The 16,183-nt window shown below is 68.2% G+C and carries 16 protein-coding genes and 1 tRNA gene; 13 read left to right on the top strand and 4 right to left on the bottom strand.

The window, feature by feature from the left end:
- The first annotated feature begins 457 nt into the window (after positions 1–457).
- From EJK91_RS19990 to EJK91_RS19955, 8 genes are all read left to right on the top strand, one after another.
- Positions 458–1,162: a response regulator transcription factor gene (locus EJK91_RS19990; protein ID WP_125079777.1), complete on the top strand. Its 705-nt coding sequence runs from the start codon at positions 458–460 to the stop codon at positions 1,160–1,162.
- Entirely contained in the window at positions 1,140–2,672 is a 1,533-nt protein-coding gene (locus EJK91_RS19985) for a sensor histidine kinase (RefSeq protein WP_125079775.1), read from the top strand. The genes EJK91_RS19990 and EJK91_RS19985 overlap by 23 nt, the downstream gene beginning before the upstream one ends.
- The gene (locus EJK91_RS19980) at positions 2,669–4,513 is read left to right on the top strand and encodes an ArnT family glycosyltransferase (RefSeq protein WP_241178763.1); all 1,845 of its coding nucleotides are present in this window, start codon (positions 2,669–2,671) and stop codon (positions 4,511–4,513) included. Before EJK91_RS19985 ends, EJK91_RS19980 begins: the two co-directional genes overlap by 4 nt.
- Before the next feature lie 44 nt (positions 4,514–4,557).
- Positions 4,558–5,811 carry a bifunctional glycosyltransferase family 2/GtrA family protein gene (locus EJK91_RS19975; protein WP_125079773.1) on the top strand — a complete coding sequence of 418 codons (1,254 nt, stop codon included), beginning with the start codon at positions 4,558–4,560 and terminating at the stop codon, positions 5,809–5,811.
- Positions 5,808–7,724, top strand: coding sequence for a glycosyltransferase family 39 protein (locus tag EJK91_RS19970; RefSeq protein ID WP_206430452.1), 1,917 nt, complete (start codon positions 5,808–5,810; stop codon positions 7,722–7,724). The genes EJK91_RS19975 and EJK91_RS19970 overlap by 4 nt, the downstream gene beginning before the upstream one ends.
- A 43-nt stretch (positions 7,725–7,767) precedes the next feature.
- Positions 7,768–7,953 carry a hypothetical protein gene (locus EJK91_RS19965; protein ID WP_125079771.1) on the top strand — a complete coding sequence of 62 codons (186 nt, stop codon included), beginning with the start codon at positions 7,768–7,770 and terminating at the stop codon, positions 7,951–7,953.
- Positions 7,954–8,148: 195 nt separating this feature from the next.
- The gene (locus EJK91_RS19960) at positions 8,149–10,017 is read left to right on the top strand and encodes an alkyl/aryl-sulfatase (protein ID WP_024442997.1); all 1,869 of its coding nucleotides are present in this window, start codon (positions 8,149–8,151) and stop codon (positions 10,015–10,017) included.
- A 34-nt stretch (positions 10,018–10,051) separates the two neighbouring features.
- A complete protein-coding gene (locus EJK91_RS19955; RefSeq protein ID WP_024442998.1) occupies positions 10,052–10,663 on the top strand; it encodes a histidine phosphatase family protein in 612 nt (203 codons plus the stop codon).
- Between the two features lies 1 nt (position 10,664).
- Here the strand turns inward: EJK91_RS19955 and EJK91_RS19950 are convergent, their stop codons facing one another.
- A complete protein-coding gene (locus tag EJK91_RS19950) occupies positions 10,665–11,000 on the bottom strand; it encodes a LapA family protein (RefSeq protein WP_024442999.1) in 336 nt (111 codons plus the stop codon).
- A gap of 104 nt (positions 11,001–11,104) precedes the next feature.
- On the opposite strand from EJK91_RS19950, the gene EJK91_RS19945 reads away from it, so the two are divergent.
- Positions 11,105–11,701, top strand: coding sequence for a putative glycolipid-binding domain-containing protein (locus EJK91_RS19945; RefSeq protein WP_024443000.1), 597 nt, complete (start codon positions 11,105–11,107; stop codon positions 11,699–11,701).
- Here the strand turns inward: EJK91_RS19945 and EJK91_RS19940 are convergent.
- Positions 11,667–12,608 carry a prephenate dehydrogenase gene (locus EJK91_RS19940; protein WP_024443001.1) on the bottom strand — a complete coding sequence of 314 codons (942 nt, stop codon included), beginning with the start codon at positions 12,606–12,608 and terminating at the stop codon, positions 11,667–11,669. The two genes, EJK91_RS19945 and EJK91_RS19940, sit on opposite strands and share 35 nt — an antisense overlap.
- A gap of 84 nt (positions 12,609–12,692) precedes the next feature.
- Between EJK91_RS19940 and EJK91_RS19935 the strand changes: the two genes are divergently transcribed.
- The 4 genes from EJK91_RS19935 to EJK91_RS19920 all read left to right on the top strand — a co-directional run bounded on the left by EJK91_RS19935 (position 12,693) and on the right by EJK91_RS19920 (position 14,700).
- On the top strand, positions 12,693–13,214 hold the full coding sequence (locus tag EJK91_RS19935; protein ID WP_024443002.1) for a tRNA adenosine deaminase-associated protein: 522 nt from the start codon (positions 12,693–12,695) through the stop codon (positions 13,212–13,214).
- Positions 13,211–13,678, top strand: coding sequence for a nucleoside deaminase (locus EJK91_RS19930; RefSeq protein ID WP_024443003.1), 468 nt, complete (start codon positions 13,211–13,213; stop codon positions 13,676–13,678). Before EJK91_RS19935 ends, EJK91_RS19930 begins: the two co-directional genes overlap by 4 nt.
- Positions 13,679–13,707: 29 nt before the next feature.
- A tRNA-Ser gene (locus EJK91_RS19925) sits at positions 13,708–13,798 on the top strand.
- 149 nt (positions 13,799–13,947) lie between these two features.
- Positions 13,948–14,700, top strand: a complete 753-nt coding sequence (locus EJK91_RS19920) for an ANTAR domain-containing protein (protein ID WP_346773479.1) — start codon at positions 13,948–13,950, stop codon at positions 14,698–14,700.
- A gap of 28 nt (positions 14,701–14,728) precedes the next feature.
- On the opposite strand, the gene EJK91_RS19915 is transcribed toward EJK91_RS19920, so the two are convergent.
- Both EJK91_RS19915 and EJK91_RS19910 read right to left on the bottom strand, forming a co-directional pair.
- Positions 14,729–15,571, bottom strand: a complete 843-nt coding sequence (locus EJK91_RS19915; protein ID WP_024443005.1) for a formate/nitrite transporter family protein — start codon at positions 15,569–15,571, stop codon at positions 14,729–14,731.
- 162 nt (positions 15,572–15,733) lie between these two features.
- Positions 15,734–16,183: DUF4333 domain-containing protein (locus tag EJK91_RS19910; protein WP_241178762.1), on the bottom strand; the 450-nt coding region annotated here is incomplete at its 5' end.

Genomic DNA, 16,183 nt, shown 5'->3' with positions numbered 1-16,183 from the left:
GACCGGGACCGCGAGGGCCACCGGGGTGACCGGGACCGCCAGGGCCACCGGGGCACGGCTGGTGCGGCTGGCAGTGGCTCGGGTCGGGAGGCGGCGGTGCCGCGCTCGCGACACCGGCACTCAAGCCCACGCTGGCCAGGGCGACGCACCCGCCCAGCGCGGCTGACCACAGCAGCTGGCGATGCCGATACGCAGAGTTCATGGTTGTCAGAAAGTCCTTCCCGCTCTTGGTGAAACCGCGTTGTTCCTGGTCGAAGCTAGGGTGGCCGGCTAGGTGGTAGGTGGCAGCGGACTATGAATCCGCTATGACCGGCCGCGATTTCGGAACGAGGCGGGCGACGGATGCGCCGGGTGTCGGTTCACAGCGCGCGCATAGCTTCGATACAGCAAGCGCCCATTGCCGGCGACATACTGGAACGCGATGACTGCACCACGGGGATCAGTGGAACGAGTCGTGATGGAGCGCGCGGACGGAAAGCCCATCACGGTGCTGGTGGTCGATGACGAGACGGTGCTGGCCGAGATGGTGGCCATGGCGTTGCGTTACGAGGGCTGGAGCACCGCCACCGCCGGTGACGGCGCCTCGGCGATCGCGGCCGCCAAGGCCGAGCGCCCCGACGTCGTCGTGCTCGACGTGATGCTGCCCGACATGAGCGGCTTGGATGTGCTGCCCAAACTGCGGGAGATCAACCCGCGAATGCCGGTGTTGTTCCTGACGGCCAAGGACGCACTGGAGGACCGGATCGCCGGGTTGACCGCCGGCGGCGACGACTACGTCACCAAGCCGTTCAGCATCGAAGAGGTGGTGTTGCGCTTGCGTGCCTTGCTGCGCCGCACCGGGGTGAGCACCGCCGACAGCGGGGCCCAGATCGTGGTCGGAGACCTGGTTCTCGACGAGGACTCCCACGAGGTGACGCGGGGCGGCGACCCGATCACATTGACCTCCACCGAATTCGAATTGCTGCGCTACCTGATGCACAACGCCAAGCGGGTGCTGTCCAAGTCGCAGATCCTGGATCGGGTGTGGGACTACGACTTCGGCGGCAAGGCCAACATCGTCGAGCTCTACATCTCCTACCTGCGCAAGAAGATCGACAACGGTCGAGAACCGATGATCCACACGCTGCGTGGCGCGGGCTATGTGCTCAAACCGGCTCTCTGACCTGCAGCGGCCGTGGTCGCTGCAGGCCAGATTGCTGATCGGTCAGGTCATCGTCTTGGTGGTCGCGTGCATCGGCATCGGCGTCGTGACCGAGGTGGCGCTTCAGCAGTACCTGGTGGGGCAGCTCGATCAAGAACTGCACAAGGCTGCCCGCCGCTCGGCGGCCTTCTATGGCGAACCAGCGCCCCCGCCTCCGCCGGAGTGGTGGCATCGTCGGCACCCGTATCCCAGGCCCGGGCCGGGACCCGACTTTCTCGACGTTCCCGGCCAGCGGGCCGGGATGGTGGCGGCCGTGGTCCGCGACGGCGTGCCGATCAACGCCGGGTATCTGTCCGGGAACGGGTCGCGGGCGGGGCTGACAGACGCCGCGGCACAACAGCTGGCGGCGCGGGCCCCTGACCGCCGGCCGGTAACCGGCGTTCTCGACGGGCTTGGACGCTACCGGCTGGTTGCCGCCCCCGCTCGACACAGTGCCAACGGCGACGTCATCGTCACGGGCCTGCCGATGGCCGATGTCGATGCCACGATGATCCGGGTCCTGATGATCTTCGGGGTGGTCACCCTGATCGCGGTGATCGCCGCGACCACGGCGGGCATCGTGATCATTCGCCGCGCGCTGGCGCCGCTGGCGCGCGTCGCCCAGACCGCCGGGGAAGTGGTCAACCTGCCATTGGATCGTGGTGAGGTGCGGCTTCCGGTGCGGGTGGCCGAACCAGATGCGAACCCGTCGACGGAGGTGGGCCGGCTCGGGTCGGCGGTGAACCGGATGCTCGACCACATCGCCGCCGCGCTGTCGACGCGGCAGGCCAGCGAAACTCGGGTGCGGCAGTTCGTCGCGGATGCCAGCCACGAGTTGCGTACCCCGCTGACCGCGATCCGCGGCTACACCGAACTGGCGCAACGAGTTCAGTCTTCTGGCAGCGGCAGTGCCCCCGAGGATGCCGAGGCGCTTGCACATGCCCTGAGTCGGGTGCGCTCGGAAACCGAGCGGATGACGCAACTGGTCGAGGACCTGCTCCTGCTGGCCCGGCTGGACTCCGGCAGGCCCCTGGAGCACGAGCCGGTCGACCTGTCGCACCTCGCTGTGGACGCGGTCAGCGATGCCCATGTCGCCGGTCCGGATCATGAGTGGCGCCTCGATCTGCCTGACGAGCCGGTGACCGTGCCCGGCGACGCGGCTCGGCTGCACCAGGTGCTGACCAACCTGCTCACCAATGCTCGCATCCACACCGGTCCGGGCACCGTGGTCTCGACGCAGCTGACCACCGAGGGGCCCCATGCGGTACTCAAGGTGATCGATGACGGCCCGGGTATTCCCGAGCCGTTGCAGTCGGAAGTGTTCGAACGGTTCGCCCGAGGTGACACGTCGCGGTCCCGGAAGGAAGGCAGTACCGGGCTGGGGTTGGCCATCGTGTCGGCGGTGGTCAAGGCCCACCGGGGCACCATCACCGTGCAAAGCGTGCCTGGATGCACCGAATTCACCGTGCTCCTGCCGTTCACAGTCGGATGAGGTTCACCGCGCCTCGGTGGTATCCGCGCGCCGCGGTGATCGTGCTGTTGGCCGCCACCGCGCTGCTATATCTGTGGAACCTGTCGGTCAACGGGTGGGCCAACGGGTTCTACGCGGCCGCTGCCCAGGCCGGCGCCCAGAACCCGACCGCGTTCTTGTTCGGATCCAGCGACGCCGCCAACTCGATCACCGTCGACAAGACGCCGGCCGCGCTCTGGGTGATGAGTGCGTCGGCGTGGCTGTTCGGGCTCAACCCGTGGAGTCTGCTGGTGCCGCAGGCCCTCGAAGGAGTGGCGGCCGTCGGGGTGCTGTACGCGGCGGTAAGTCGGGTCGCCGGTGCGCCTGCCGGACTGGTCGCCGGTGCGGTGCTGGCGTTGACGCCGGTGGCCGCCTTGATGTTTCGTTACAACAATCCCGACGCACTGCTGGTGCTGCTCTTGGTGGTGGCGGCCTACTGCGTGCAGCGCTCTCTGGCGGCCGGCGGCTCCTGGTGGATGTCGTTGGCCGGTGTGGCGGTCGGCTTCGCCTTCCTGGCCAAAATGCTCCAGGCGTTCGTGGTGCTGCCGGTGTTCGCATTGGTCTACCTGTACGCCGCGGACGCGCCGCTGCGGACCCGGGTGCGACGCCTGCTGGGGGCAGCACTGGCGATGCTGGTCTGCGCCGGGTGGTATCTGTTGCTGGTCGAGCTGTGGCCGGAATCGTCACGCCCCTATATCGGTGGATCGCAACGCAATTCGATTCTCGAACTCACGCTGGGCTACAACGGCGTGGGCCGGCTGACCGGTGATGAGACAGGTGGGCTGGGCAACACCAACTTCGACGTCGGTGCCGGCCGCCTTTTTGGGCCGGACATGGGTGGGCAGATCAGCTGGCTGTTGCCCGCCGCGGTGGTGGCGGTCGCCGCGGGATTGTGGATCACCCGCCGCGCAGCGCGCACCGATCCGGTGCGTGCCGCCTTGTTGCTGTGGGGCGGCTGGCTGGTGGTGACGGGTGCGGTTTTCAGCTTCGCCAACGGCATCGTGCACTCCTACTACACGGTGGCATTGGCCCCCGCGATCGCCGGCGGCCTGGCCATCGGGGTGAGCCTGTTGTGGCAGCGCCGTGCTGACCTGAGCGCAACCGCCACCCTTGCGGGCATGGTCGCCCTGACTGCGGTCTGGAGCTATGTGCTGCTGGAACGGAATTCGTCCTGGCTGCCGTGGCTGCGAGTCAGCGTTGTGGTGGCCGGGCTGGCGGTGGCCGCACTACTCCTCGCGGCACGGCGCGCCGATCCCGTGCTGTCGCTGGTGGCATTCGCTGCCATCTCGGTAGCGCTGGCCGGCCCCACGGCATACACCCTGTCGACGATCTCCACCGCGCATGACGGCGCCATTCCGTCGGCCGGACCGGGCGGCAACTTCCCGCTCGGGCCGCCACCTGGGCCGCCGCCCGGGCCTGGGCTCGGCGGGCCGGGTGCCCTGCTCTTCGTCCCCGAGCCCGGCCCCGCGCTGACGTCGCTGCTGCGCGCCGACGCTGCGCACTACACCTGGACTGCCGCTGCGGTCGGGTCGAACAACGCGGCCGGTTACCAGCTGGCCGCCGGCGCACCGGTGATGGCCGTCGGCGGCTACAACGGCACCGACCCAGCACCGACGCTCGCGCAGTTCCAGCGCCATGTCGAGCAGCGCAGGATCCACTATTTCGTCGGCGGCGCCATGACCTGGCCGGGGGCGACTTCGGCGTCGACTGGCAGCGACGAGGCCAATCGCATCGCGGAATGGGTCGCAACGAACTACCCGGCGCGGACGATCGACGGGGTCAGCGTCTATGACCTGTCTCAATCGTTCACAGCGGGGACATAGCAACCACCAATGTGAGGCCCACACCAGTCTCCCAGGATCAGAGCATGAGCACGATCGCCTCCGATCCCGACCTCGCCGTCCGCCCCAACGCGGTCCTGGCCGCCGCCGCGCGCGGCGTTCCGGTGCTCGATGTGGTGGTGCCGGTGTACAACGAACAGGCTGCCTTGGCCGAATCGATCCGTCGCCTGCACCGCTACCTGTCCGAGGAGCTGCTGCTGAGCTTCCGGATCACCATCGCCGACAACGCCAGCGTGGACGCCACCCCGGCGATCGCCGAAGCCCTGGCCGAGCAGTACGCCGAGGTCCAGGTGATCCGGCTGGAACAGAAGGGCCGCGGCCGCGCCCTGCATGCGGTGTGGTCGGCATCCGACGCCCTTGTACTGGCGTATATGGACGTCGACCTGTCGACCGACCTGGCCGCGCTGGCGCCGCTGGTGGCGCCGTTGATCTCCGGGCATTCCGATCTGGCGATTGGGACCCGGCTCGGCAAGGGCTCGCGGGTGGTTCGCGGCCTCAAACGTGAGGTGATCTCCCGCTGCTACAACCTGATCCTGCGCTCGACGCTGGCGGCGCGGTTCACCGACGCGCAGTGCGGATTCAAGGCGATCCGGGCCGACGTCGCCGGGCCATTGCTGCCGTATGTGGCGGACACCGGTTGGTTCTTCGACACCGAGCTGCTGGTGCTCGCCGAGCGCGCCGGGCTGCGGATCCACGAGGTGCCGGTGGATTGGATCGAGGACCCGGACAGCCGGGTGGACATCGTCGCCACCGCGCTTGCCGACCTGAAGGGAATCGCCAGGCTGCTGCGCGGCTTCGCCAGCGGCGAGATACCGATGCAGGCGATTCGCGCACAGTTCGGCGTCCGGGCCGGCGCACCCCGATCACTGCTGAGCCAAAGCGCGCACTTCGCCACCATCGGGATCTGCAGCACGCTGGCCTACCTGGCGTTGTTCATGCTGCTGCGCCCACTGGGTGCCCAAGCCGCCAACCTGATCGCGCTGCTGGTGACTGCGGTCGGCAATACCGCGGCCAACCGCCGGTTCACGTTCGGGGTTCGCGGTCGCACGAATGCGGCACGCCACCAGTTCCAAGGACTGTTGGTGTTCGGCATTGGCCTGGCCTTGACCAGCGGCTCACTGGCGGTGCTGCACGCAGTCAGCGAACCGTCCCGAGCCGGCGAGCTCACCGTGCTGGTACTGGCCAATCTGGGCGCTACCGTGGTTCGCTTCGTGTTATTGCGCGGCTGGGTGTTTCACCCCAAGCGGATCGGGGTCGTTACCGTGGCGGTGGGAGCATGACGTTGATGACAGCCTCAGTCACGGAGGAGATCCCCGGACCGTCGGATGACGTTTCGCGGCCTCGTTCCTGGCGCCCCGCGCTGTGGACGTTGTTGGCAGCAACAGCCGTGCTGTATCTGTGGGGTCTGGGTGCGGCCGGCTACGCCAACGAGTTCTACGCCGCTGCGGTGCAGGCCGGCACGCAGAGCTGGAAGGCGTTGCTGTTCGGCTCACTGGACCCCGGCAACGCGATCACCGTCGACAAGCCGCCCGCAGCGATCTGGGTGATGGCACTGTCGGGCCGGCTGTTCGGCTTCAACTCCTGGTCGATGCTGGTGCCGCAGGCGCTGATGGGCGTCGCCTCGGTGGCGCTGCTGTTCGCAACGGTGCGTCGTACCGATGGTGCCGGCGCCGGCTTGCTCGCCGGTGCGGTGCTGGCGCTGACCCCGGTGGCGGCGGTGATGTTCCGCTTCAACAATCCCGACGCGCTGCTGGTCCTGCTGCTGGTGGCCGCGGCGTACTGCGTGGTGCGAGCCCTGGACGGAGCCTCGAACCGATGGCTGGCGTTGTCCGGTGCCGCACTCGGGTTGGCATTCTTGACCAAGCTGCTGCAGGCGTTCTTGGTGGTCCCGGCGCTGGCACTGGTGGTACTGGTGGCCGTGCCGGGCAGCGTGTGGTCGAGGCTGCGGGCCCTGGCTGTCGGCGGTTTAACCATGACCGCTTCGGCAGGCTGGTTCATCGCCCTGGTCAGCTTGTGGCCCAAGGACTCCCGGCCCTACATCGGTGGATCCACCGACAACAGTCTGCTTCAGCTGGCCCTGGGCTACAACGGGGTGGGCCGCGTTCTCGGCGGTGACGGGAACCCGGTCGGGCCTCCGCCCGGAGTCGGACCTGGAGGGCCCGGCGGCCCTGGTGGGTCGCCGATGTTCGGTGGTGACGCCGGCATCACCCGGATGTTCTCCGACTCGATGGGCACCGAGATCTCCTGGCTGCTGCCGGTGGCGCTGCTGGGACTGATCGCCGGGCTCTGGATGACACGGTCGGCGCCCCGCACGGACCGGACTAGGGCCGCCTTGCTGCTGTGGGGTGGCTGGGGGCTGGTGACCGCGGGCGTGTTCAGTTTCATGCGCGGGATCATCCACCCGTACTACACGGTGGCCTTGGCGCCGGCGGTCGCCGCCGTGACCGCGATCGCGGTGCGGGAACTGTGGCGGCGCAGACGATTCGGATCGGCACGCGTGGTGCTGGCGGTGATGCTCGCCGGCACCGGGGTGTGGAGTTTCGTGCTGCTGGATCGCACCCCGGACTGGCTGCCCTGGCTGCGCTGGGTGTTGTTGATCGGCGCCGCTCTGGTGGCCCTGGCGCTGGCCTTCGCCGGTAACCGCAGCGGCCGCTACGCCGTGATCACAGCGACGGCCGGGCTGGTGATCGGCTTAGGTGGCAACGCGGCCTACACATTCGAGACGGTCACGGTCGACCACGGCGGCCCGATCCCGACCTCGGGGCCCGCCCGGCCCGACCACGACGGCCCGCCCGGCGGACCGCCGGGTCCGATGACACCGGCCGACAACCCGGCGCTGGACGCGTTGGTCTCTGAAACCGACAATCGGTGGGCCGCTGCCACCGTCGGCTCCATGCTGACCAGCAAGCTGGAGTTGCGCACCACCAAGTCCGTCATGGCGATCGGCGGGTTCAGCGGCGGTGACGACTCGCCGACCCTGGCCCAGTTCCAGCGCTATGTCGCCGATCGCCAGATCCGGTACTTCATCGAAGGCCATGGGCCCGGTGGTCCAGGTGGTCCGGCCGCCCCGCCCAAGCTCGGCCCGCATGGGGATTCCGGCGACGGTACCGCCGACCAGATCACCGCGTGGGTCAAGGCGACCTTTACCGCGGTACAGGTGGGCGACACCGCGGTCTATGACCTCGCCCCCTGAGCGCGCGGGTTTGTCTGAGCCGGCCCGCGGGTAGGCGACCCAGATGAATCCCGAACTGCCACCCGAACCGGGCCGGCCGGAAGAGCCGCCACAGCGGCGGGTTCCCGAGGAGCCGCCGGAGCGACTGGTGCCCGCGGACCCACCGGAACGACTGGCGCCCGCCGAGGTGCCCGAACGGCTGGTTCCCGACGACCCGCCGGCCGCGCCCGACGACTCACCGGAGAAGTGATCTGATGCGTGCTGAAGAAGGCGACGGATCCCGCCGCTCCGTCCGACACCAGCCCACGAGGCCCGGGAGACCCGCGACCGCGTCGCCCGCCCGTCGTGGCCGACGCGGCTGCGTAACGCACTGACCTCGCTGCGCCGGCGCCACTAACGCGCGAACCCGCCTCGCGGCATAGCGTCGGGTGGCAAGCTGGGCGCCATGGAAAACCAGCCGGTGAGTGCAACGATCGAAGCTGCCCACGCCGAGCACCGCAAAGCGCTGCCTTTCAGTGACACAACAGATTTCGCCGATGCAGACCGGGGCTTCATCGCCGCACTGACGCCGTGCGTCATCACCGCCGCCGACGGCCGGGTGGTCTGGGACAACGACAGCTACAACTTCCTCGCCGGAGAGCCGCCGACGTCGGTGCATCCGTCGTTGTGGCGCCAGTCCCAATTGGCGGCCAAGCAAGGCCTCTACGAAGTGGTCGAGGGCATCTATCAGATCCGTGGCTTCGACCTGTCCAACATCACCTTCGTCGAGGGCGAGACCGGCGTCATCGTCATCGACCCGCTGATCTCCACCGAGGTTGCCGCCGCAGCGCTGGCGTTTTACCGCGAACACCGTGGGAATCGTGCGGTCAGCGCCGTTATTTATACCCACAGCCACGTCGACCATTTCGGCGGTGTGCTGGGCGTGACCTCGCAGGCCGACGTCGATGCCGGCCGGGTGGCCGTTCTCGCCCCCGAGGACTTCGTCGAACATGCGGTGTCCGAGAACGTCTACGCCGGTACCGCGATGACACGGCGTGCCGCCTACATGTACGGCACTGTGCTGGCGCGCGGTCCGCAGGGGCAGGTCGGCTGCGGCCTGGGCCAGAACACCTCGACCGGGGAGGTGTCCGTCATCGTCCCGACCATCGACATCTCCCGCACCGGCGAGACTCATGTGATCGACGGTGTGCAGATCGAATTCCAGATGGCGCCGGGCACCGAGGCGCCGGCAGAGATGCACTTCTACTTCCCCCAATTCCGGGCGCTGTGCATGGCCGAGAACGCCACCCACAACCAGCACAACCTGCTGACGCTGCGCGGGGCGCTGGTCCGCGACCCGCGTGCCTGGGCCGGATACCTCACCGAGGCCATCGACACCTTCGCCGGGCGGGCCGATGTCGTCTTCGCCTCGCACCACTGGCCGACGTGGGGCACCGAGCAGATCGCGGAATTCCTCGGCCTGCAGCGCGATCTGTACGCCTACCTGCATGACCAGACACTGCGGCTGCTCAACCGCGGCTTCACCGGAGTCGAGATCGCCGAACAGTTCCAGCTGCCGCCCGCCCTGGAGAACGCCTGGCACGCCCGCGGCTACTACGGCTCGGTGAGCCACAACGTCAAGGCCGTCTACCAGCGGTATCTGGGCTGGTTCGACGGCAACCCGGCCCGGTTGTGGCCGCACCCGCCCGAAGCGCTGGGACCCCGCTACACCGCGGCGCTGGGCGGCGTGGACCGCGTCGTCGAACTGGCCGAAGCGGCCTTCAACGACGGTGATTTCCGTTGGGCGGCAACCCTGCTCGACCATGCGATGTTCACCGACGCCGACCACGCCGGCGCGCGCAGGCTCTACGCCGACACACTGGAACAGCTGGCCTACGGCGCGGAGAACGCCACCTGGCGCAACTTCTTCCTCTCCGGCGCCACCGAGTTGCGCACCGGCAACTTCGGCACCCCCACCCGGGTCGCCTCGATGGCGCTGCTGTCTCAGCTCAGCGCCGAGCAACTCTTCGACAGTCTGGCGATCCGGATCAACGGGCCGCGGGCCTGGGAGCTGGCGCTGGCCCTGGATGTCTCGTTCGCCGACACCGGGGTCAACTATCGCCTCACCCTGCGCAACGGGGTGCTGGTGCACCGCAAGACGCCGGCCGACCCGGACAGCGCGGACGTCACCGTCACGGCGCCCACCAAGCTGGCACTGCTGGCGGCGCTGCTGGGCAACGGCGGACTGGAGGTCTCCGGCGACTCGAGCGCCTGGGCGCACCTGCTCGGTGCACTGGACAACCCCGACCCGAACTTCAACATCGTCACCCCGTGAGGCCGGGCCGAACTGGCACCTTAGGGTGGCAGACGTGCAGTTGCTGCTGATCCGCCATGCCCTCCCGCTGCGCAGCGAGTACGGCCAGGGCTCGGACCCCGAGCTGTCCGAGACCGGCTTCGCTCAGGCGCAGCGCCTGCCGGACGCGCTGACCCGGTTCCCGATCACCCGGCTGGTCAGCAGCCCGCAGCGTCGTGCGATCCAGACCGCTGAGCCGCTGGCCGCGCGGCTCGGGCACAGCGTCGACATCGATGAGCGGTTCGCCGAGTACGACCGCGACCTGGCCGGCTACCTGCCCATCGAACAGCTGCGTACCGAGCGGCCCCAGGACTGGGCCCGGATGGCGCAGGGGCACCTGCCCGCCGACGTCGACGAGGCCGCGTTCTGCGCCCGAGTCGCTGACGCGGTGGCCGACGTGGTGGCCGGCTCCGCTCCCGACGACACGGTCGCGGTGTTCAGTCACGGCGGCGTGATCAACGTGATCCTGCACCAGGTTCTGGGCACGCAGCGGTTGCTGTCGTTTCCCATCGACTACGTATCGATCACCCGACTGCTGTACTCGCGCTCAGGGCAGGCCGCGGTGGCAGCCACCAACGGCACCGAGCATGTCTGGGACCTGCTCCCGCGCAATCAGGCCCGGTTCTGACTTACCGCTGAGCCGCCAGGGACTTCTTGGCCGCGCGCCGCAACTGATAGATCCGCGCGGTACCGACCAGGGCGGTCACCAGCCCGCCGCAGATCGCCGCCAGCAGGATGGCCACTCCCGCGGGCAGGCTCCACGTCCAGGTCAAAAACGCCAGGTCGACCGGACCGGTGTTCTGGGTGATGAACACCAGCAACACGATCAGGACCAGAAAACCGGCGATCAGTGCGGTCCACAGCGCGCCGGCGCGGGTCAACGGCATCGTCGCCGCGGGCGGCGGCGGAGGGCTGCTGGTTTCGCCCTGATGGGGGTCGATGGGCACGCTCGGGTCGCTGCTCATGTGGCTATCTTGCCGCGTGGGATCCAGAAATCAATGAGTTCCGGTGAGTTTGCGCACCGGGGGTCGTGACTGCGGATCGGTGGCCGGTCGCTTACGGTGGATCGGTGAGTGCAGCCCCGTCCGGCCAGTGGCCGGCGATTCTGACCTGGCGGGCGCCCGACGCCCCCCGGATGGAATCGGTACGTGTGCAGCTGTCCGGCAACCGGATCAGGGCCAACGGCCGAATCGTGGCCGGGGCCACCGCCGACCACCCGGCGTTCGGCGTCTATTACGACCTGCACACCGATGAGTCCGGCGCCACCAAACGGTTGGGGCTGACCGTCTCGCTCGCCGAACGGGAACGCCAGCTGGTGATCGCCCGCGACGAAGAGAACATGTGGCTGGTCACTGACGCCCGGGGACAGTCCCGCGCCGGCTATGACGGTTCCCTGGACATCGACATGCTGTTCAGCCCGTTCTTCAACACCTTGCCGATCCGGCGGGCCCGGCTGCACGAGCGGGCGGCGGCGATCACCTTGCCCACCCTGTACCTGAACCTGCCCGACATGTCGGTGGTGGCGGCGACCGCCAGCTACAGCAGTGCCGAGACGCGTCCGGGTATCAAGGTGATCACGCCGGGCACCGACCCCGGAGGCACCACCGTCACCGTGGATGCCGACGGTTTCGTCATCGACTATCCCGGGTTGGCAACGCGGATCTGATCACGCCGCCGGCCCGGCCGGCAGCGGCCAGTTCCCGGCGCCAATCCTTTGCGCCGACGACGACCGTGACGATCTCGCTGCGGGGGAAATTGTCGTAGCGCGTGCGGGCGGCGTGCCCATGGTTGACCAGTTCGGCCACCGAATCGGAGGCCGACAGCGAATCGCGCGCGTCGGCCAACAGCGCGATCACGCGATCCAGCGCCGGCAGCAGCCGCTGCCAGTTGGCCTCACACATCGCCCGGACCAGATCCGGTGCTGTTCCGGCCACCCGGGTGCCGTCGCGGAAGGACCCGGCGGCCAGTGCGAACGCCAGCGGTACGTCGGCCGCGGTCACCGCCAGCGCCTCAGCCATCAGATGCGGCAGATGAGAGATCGCGGCCGCGGCCGCGTCGTGTTCCTCTGAGCGGGCCGGTACCGCCAGCGATCCGCAGTCCAGAATCAGGTCCAGTACCTCAGCGAACACCCCCGGGTCCACGTGGTCGTCCACGCTGATCACCCAGGGTGCGCCCTGGAACAGATCGGCATGCCCGGCCGGCCAACCGGAGTGGGCGGTCCCGGCCATGGGATGACCGCCGACGAAGCGAGCCTGCAGTCCCGCGGCGGTGATCTCGTCGAGCACCGGGCTCTTGACGCTGGTGACGTCGGTCAGGGGGCATTCGGGTGCCAGCCGGCTGATGGGGCCGAGCAGCATCGGCAGCGCCGGCACCGGGACGGCGATCACGATCAGCGCACCGGTCGCCGAGGCGCGCTTCAGGACGGTTTCCAGCTCGGTGGTGGCGTCGAATCCGTCGGCGACGGCGGCGTTCACCCCGTCGGCCGACCTGTTGTAGCCGAACGTCGTCCGGCCTGCCGCCGCGGCCGCGCGCAGCACCGAACCGCCGATCAGGCCGAGTCCCAAAACGCACACCGGAGTTTTCACTGTGCTTACTGCCACCTGTCCAGGTTGGCACACGCTGGTCAAGGGCGTAAGCGGCGACTACCGTAGGCGCCCATGGGAGCACAGAGCTCGTCTGCACCGGGCCGGCCGGCCGAGACGCTGGACGGCTTCGGAGTGGCTGTTGTGCGTGAAGACGGCAAATGGCGTTGCACGTCGATGCGTGCTGCGGCCCTTACCAGTCTTTCCACAGCAGAGACCGAGCTACGTGAACTGCGCAGCGCCGGAGCTGTATTCGGCCTGATCAATGTCGACCACGAGTTCTTCGTGATCATTCGTCCGGGCCCGGCCGGCACTCGGCTGTTGCTTTCGGATGCCACCGCGGCCCTGGACTATGACCTAGCCGACGAGGTGCTCGAGGAGATCGACGCCGACATCGACGCCGACGACTTGGAGGACGCCGATCCTTTCGAAGAGGGCGATCTGGGCGTGCTGTCCGACATCGGTCTGCCCGCTGCGGTGCTCGGCGTCATTCTCGACGAGTCCGATCTGGCCGTCGACGAGCAGTTGCACCGCATCGCCAACGAGATGGGATTCGACGAGCAGCTCACCGCGGCGATGCCGCGACGCAGTCGGTGAGCGGCCCGCTCACCGACGAGGACCTGATCCGCGCGGCCCTGGCGGCCGCCGGCCAGGCCGGTCCCCGCGACGTGCCGGTCGGTGCGGTGCTGGTCGGTCCCGACGGCACTGTGCTGGCGCAGGCGGCCAATGCGCGCGAAGCTCTGGGCGATCCGACCGCGCACGCCGAGCTGCTGGCCATCCGCGCTGCCGCCGCCGTCCTCGGTGACGGATGGCGGCTGACCGGCGCGACGCTGGCCGTCACCCTGGAGCCCTGCACCATGTGCGCGGGGGCGCTGGTGGCCGCGCGGGTGGAACGGCTGGTGTTCGGGGCCTTCGAGCCCAAGACCGGAGCGGTCGGTTCACTGTGGGACGTGGTGCGGGATCGCCGGCTCAATCATCGCCCGCAGGTCCGTGGCGGAGTGCTCGCCGCCGAGTGTGCTGCACCACTGGAAGCGTTCTTCGCCCGGCAGCGATTGGGCTGATGGCCCCCTCGTTGGGTACGCTGTCCCGCGGTGGCGTGTCCGAGCGGCCTAAGGAGCACGCCTCGAAAGCGTGTGTGGGGTAACCCCCCACCGAGGGTTCAAATCCCTCCGCCACCGCCACATGATGAGTCGCCTCATCAGTTACGGATTGCCCCGGCTTCGGCCGGGGTTTTCTGTTTGTGGTGCCACCTCGTGGCCGGGCAGATGCTTCGCCACCGATACCATCTGCGGGGTAGGGGGCTGGCAATTAGGGAACAGTGGCTGCTGCAATGAAATTGCCAGGTAAGGACCGCTTCGATGAGATAGCGCGGCGGCTGGACCAGGGTCTGTCAACCGGGGCTTTCCTGCTGCTGGATCGCGACCTGCGGATCCGGGCGGTGAGCGCGGAATACGAGCGGATATCGCTGCGCCGACGCACCGAGCTGCTGGGCGACTTCCTGTTCGACGCCTTTCCGGAGAACCCCGGTGACCCGCAAGCCAATGGCAGATCGAATCTCGAGGCGTCGCTGGAGACCGCGATGCGCACGGGTCATCCGCACCGGATGTGGCTGCAGCGTTACGACGTTCGCGACGATCTGCGCACTCCCGATAAGTTCGTGCCGAAGGTGTGGAAGCCCTGGAATGAGCCGCTGCTCGACCACGGCGAGCTGTTAGGGGCGGTGCACCACGTCGAGCCGGTCACGCAGGTCCAGCAGGCGGTTGCCACGATGCAGCGCGCCCTTGAAAACGGTGCGTGCTGGTCGCCGGCAGAGCTGCTGCGGGTCTTGAGCGCGGTCAGCGCCACCGAGAACGCGCACCACCACGAACAACGACAAGCCTTGGTCCGTGAGGCCGAGCAACTACAGCGCGCCATCGAGAGCCGCGACACGATCGGCCAGGCCAAAGGCGCGTTGATGGAGCGGTACGACATCGACGCCACGACCGCCTTCAACCTGCTGGTGAAGATTTCGCAGGACACCAACACGCCGGTGGCTCAGGTCGCCCGCAAGCTCATCAGGAACGATCGCTCGGATCAGCGCTGATCACCGCGGCCGGTCCGGGTGTGCGCCGTCAGACTCCCGCGGTCACTTCCTTCTGTACCGCCGAAGCGCTGCGCTTGGGCGCGGTCCGCGAGTGCGTCGCGTACATCGCCAACCCGGTGAAGGCCAAGCCACCCACCAGATTGCCCAGCACCGTGGGAATCTCGTTCCATTCGATGTAGTCCAGGATGGTGAAGTGCCCGCCGAGCATCAGGCCGGACGGAAACAGGTACATGTTGACGACTGAGTGCTCGAATCCCATTGCAAAGAATAGGGATACGGGCAACCACATGGCGATCACCTTTCCGGTGACGTCGGTAGCCAGCATGGCCCCGACCACGCCGGTGGACACCATCCAGTTGCACAACATGCCGCGCACGAACAAGGTCAGCATGCCCGGAAAGCCGTGTGCGGCATAGCCGAGCGTGCGGGCCTCGCCGATGTGCCCGATCGCCTGGCCGACTTCGTTGGGCGGGCTGGAGAACCCGTAGGTGAACACGATCGCCATCAGCACCGCGACGGTGAAGGCACCGGCGAAGTTGCCCAGGAAAACCAGTCCCCAGTTCCGCAGCACCCCGCCGATGGTGACACCCGGACGCTTGTCGAGCCAGGCCAGTGGCGCCAACACGAACACCCCGGTCAGCAAGTCGTATCCCAGCAGGTAGAGAATGCAGAATCCGGCCGGAAACAGCATTGCCCCGATGATCGCGTGACCGGTCTGCACTGTCATGGTCACCGCGAACGCCGCGCCCAGCGCCAGCGTCGCACCGGCCATGAATGCGCGGATCAGGGTGTCGCGGGTGGACATGAAAATCTTGGACTGGCCGGCATCGATCATCACATTGATCAACTCGGGCGGCTTGACGTAGGTCATCGAACTCCTCAGGTACCGCAGCGCAGTAGTTGGATCGGCGCTGTGACCCTATGTCGGTGCGGCCCGCTTGGAGCAAGCTCGTCAGTCAACTCCTAGTCAGCCCACAGACGTTGCCCAACAATGGAATCGCGGGATCTAGATGGTGTTTTTGCTGCTAAAACATCACCGCGGGCGGTCGACGGCATAGGTGCCCGCGTCGTCGGTGAATTCCGCCAGCACCCGGCGCTGAGCGCCGTCGACAGTGACCACACAGCTGAAACTGGTGCCCTTGCGCACGGTCGGGTTGACCCCGTTGTTGCAGCGGACATCGCTCACCTTGTCGCGGCCGTAGCCGTTGATCGGGTCGGTGAGCACCTGGCGAACACCGTCTTGGGCCGCAACCACATCGAGCTCGACGGGGGCCGAGCCGCCGACGGCGCCGCGCAGCACCAACGTCGCAAGCACACCCAGGGCGAGCAGCCCGGTCAGGCCCGCGGCGATCAGCACGGCGCGGTTCGACGGCGGTTGGGGGCGCGCCGGTTTCGGGGCGCCGGCCTCCGAGTCCGCCCGCGGCCGGCGACGGTCCTGGGGTGCCGGTGGCCGCGGGCCCGACGGCGGTGGCCGGTGCGCCTG

Origin of the sequence: Mycobacterium sp. P7213, from assembly GCF_900604305.1 — a bacterium.
In the GTDB taxonomy this organism is placed as follows: Bacteria; Actinomycetota; Actinomycetes; order Mycobacteriales; family Mycobacteriaceae; genus Mycobacterium.
This window is presented reverse-complemented; position numbering and strand designations above follow the sequence as displayed.

Coding starts and splice junctions, on each gene's coding strand:
- EJK91_RS19990 (WP_125079777.1), top strand. CDS start 458: ATGGAGCGCGCGGACGGAAAGCCCATCACGGTGCTGGTGGTCGATGAC.
- EJK91_RS19985 (WP_125079775.1), top strand. CDS start 1,140: ATGTGCTCAAACCGGCTCTCTGACCTGCAGCGGCCGTGGTCGCTGCAG.
- EJK91_RS19980 (WP_241178763.1), top strand. CDS start 2,669: ATGAGGTTCACCGCGCCTCGGTGGTATCCGCGCGCCGCGGTGATCGTG.
- EJK91_RS19975 (WP_125079773.1), top strand. CDS start 4,558: ATGAGCACGATCGCCTCCGATCCCGACCTCGCCGTCCGCCCCAACGCG.
- EJK91_RS19970 (WP_206430452.1), top strand. CDS start 5,808: ATGACGTTGATGACAGCCTCAGTCACGGAGGAGATCCCCGGACCGTCG.
- EJK91_RS19965 (WP_125079771.1), top strand. CDS start 7,768: ATGAATCCCGAACTGCCACCCGAACCGGGCCGGCCGGAAGAGCCGCCA.
- EJK91_RS19960 (WP_024442997.1), top strand. CDS start 8,149: ATGGAAAACCAGCCGGTGAGTGCAACGATCGAAGCTGCCCACGCCGAG.
- EJK91_RS19950 (WP_024442999.1), bottom strand. CDS start 11,000: ATGAGCAGCGACCCGAGCGTGCCCATCGACCCCCATCAGGGCGAAACC.
- EJK91_RS19935 (WP_024443002.1), top strand. CDS start 12,693: ATGGGAGCACAGAGCTCGTCTGCACCGGGCCGGCCGGCCGAGACGCTG.
- EJK91_RS19920 (WP_346773479.1), top strand. CDS start 13,948: ATGAAATTGCCAGGTAAGGACCGCTTCGATGAGATAGCGCGGCGGCTG.
- EJK91_RS19915 (WP_024443005.1), bottom strand. CDS start 15,571: ATGACCTACGTCAAGCCGCCCGAGTTGATCAATGTGATGATCGATGCC.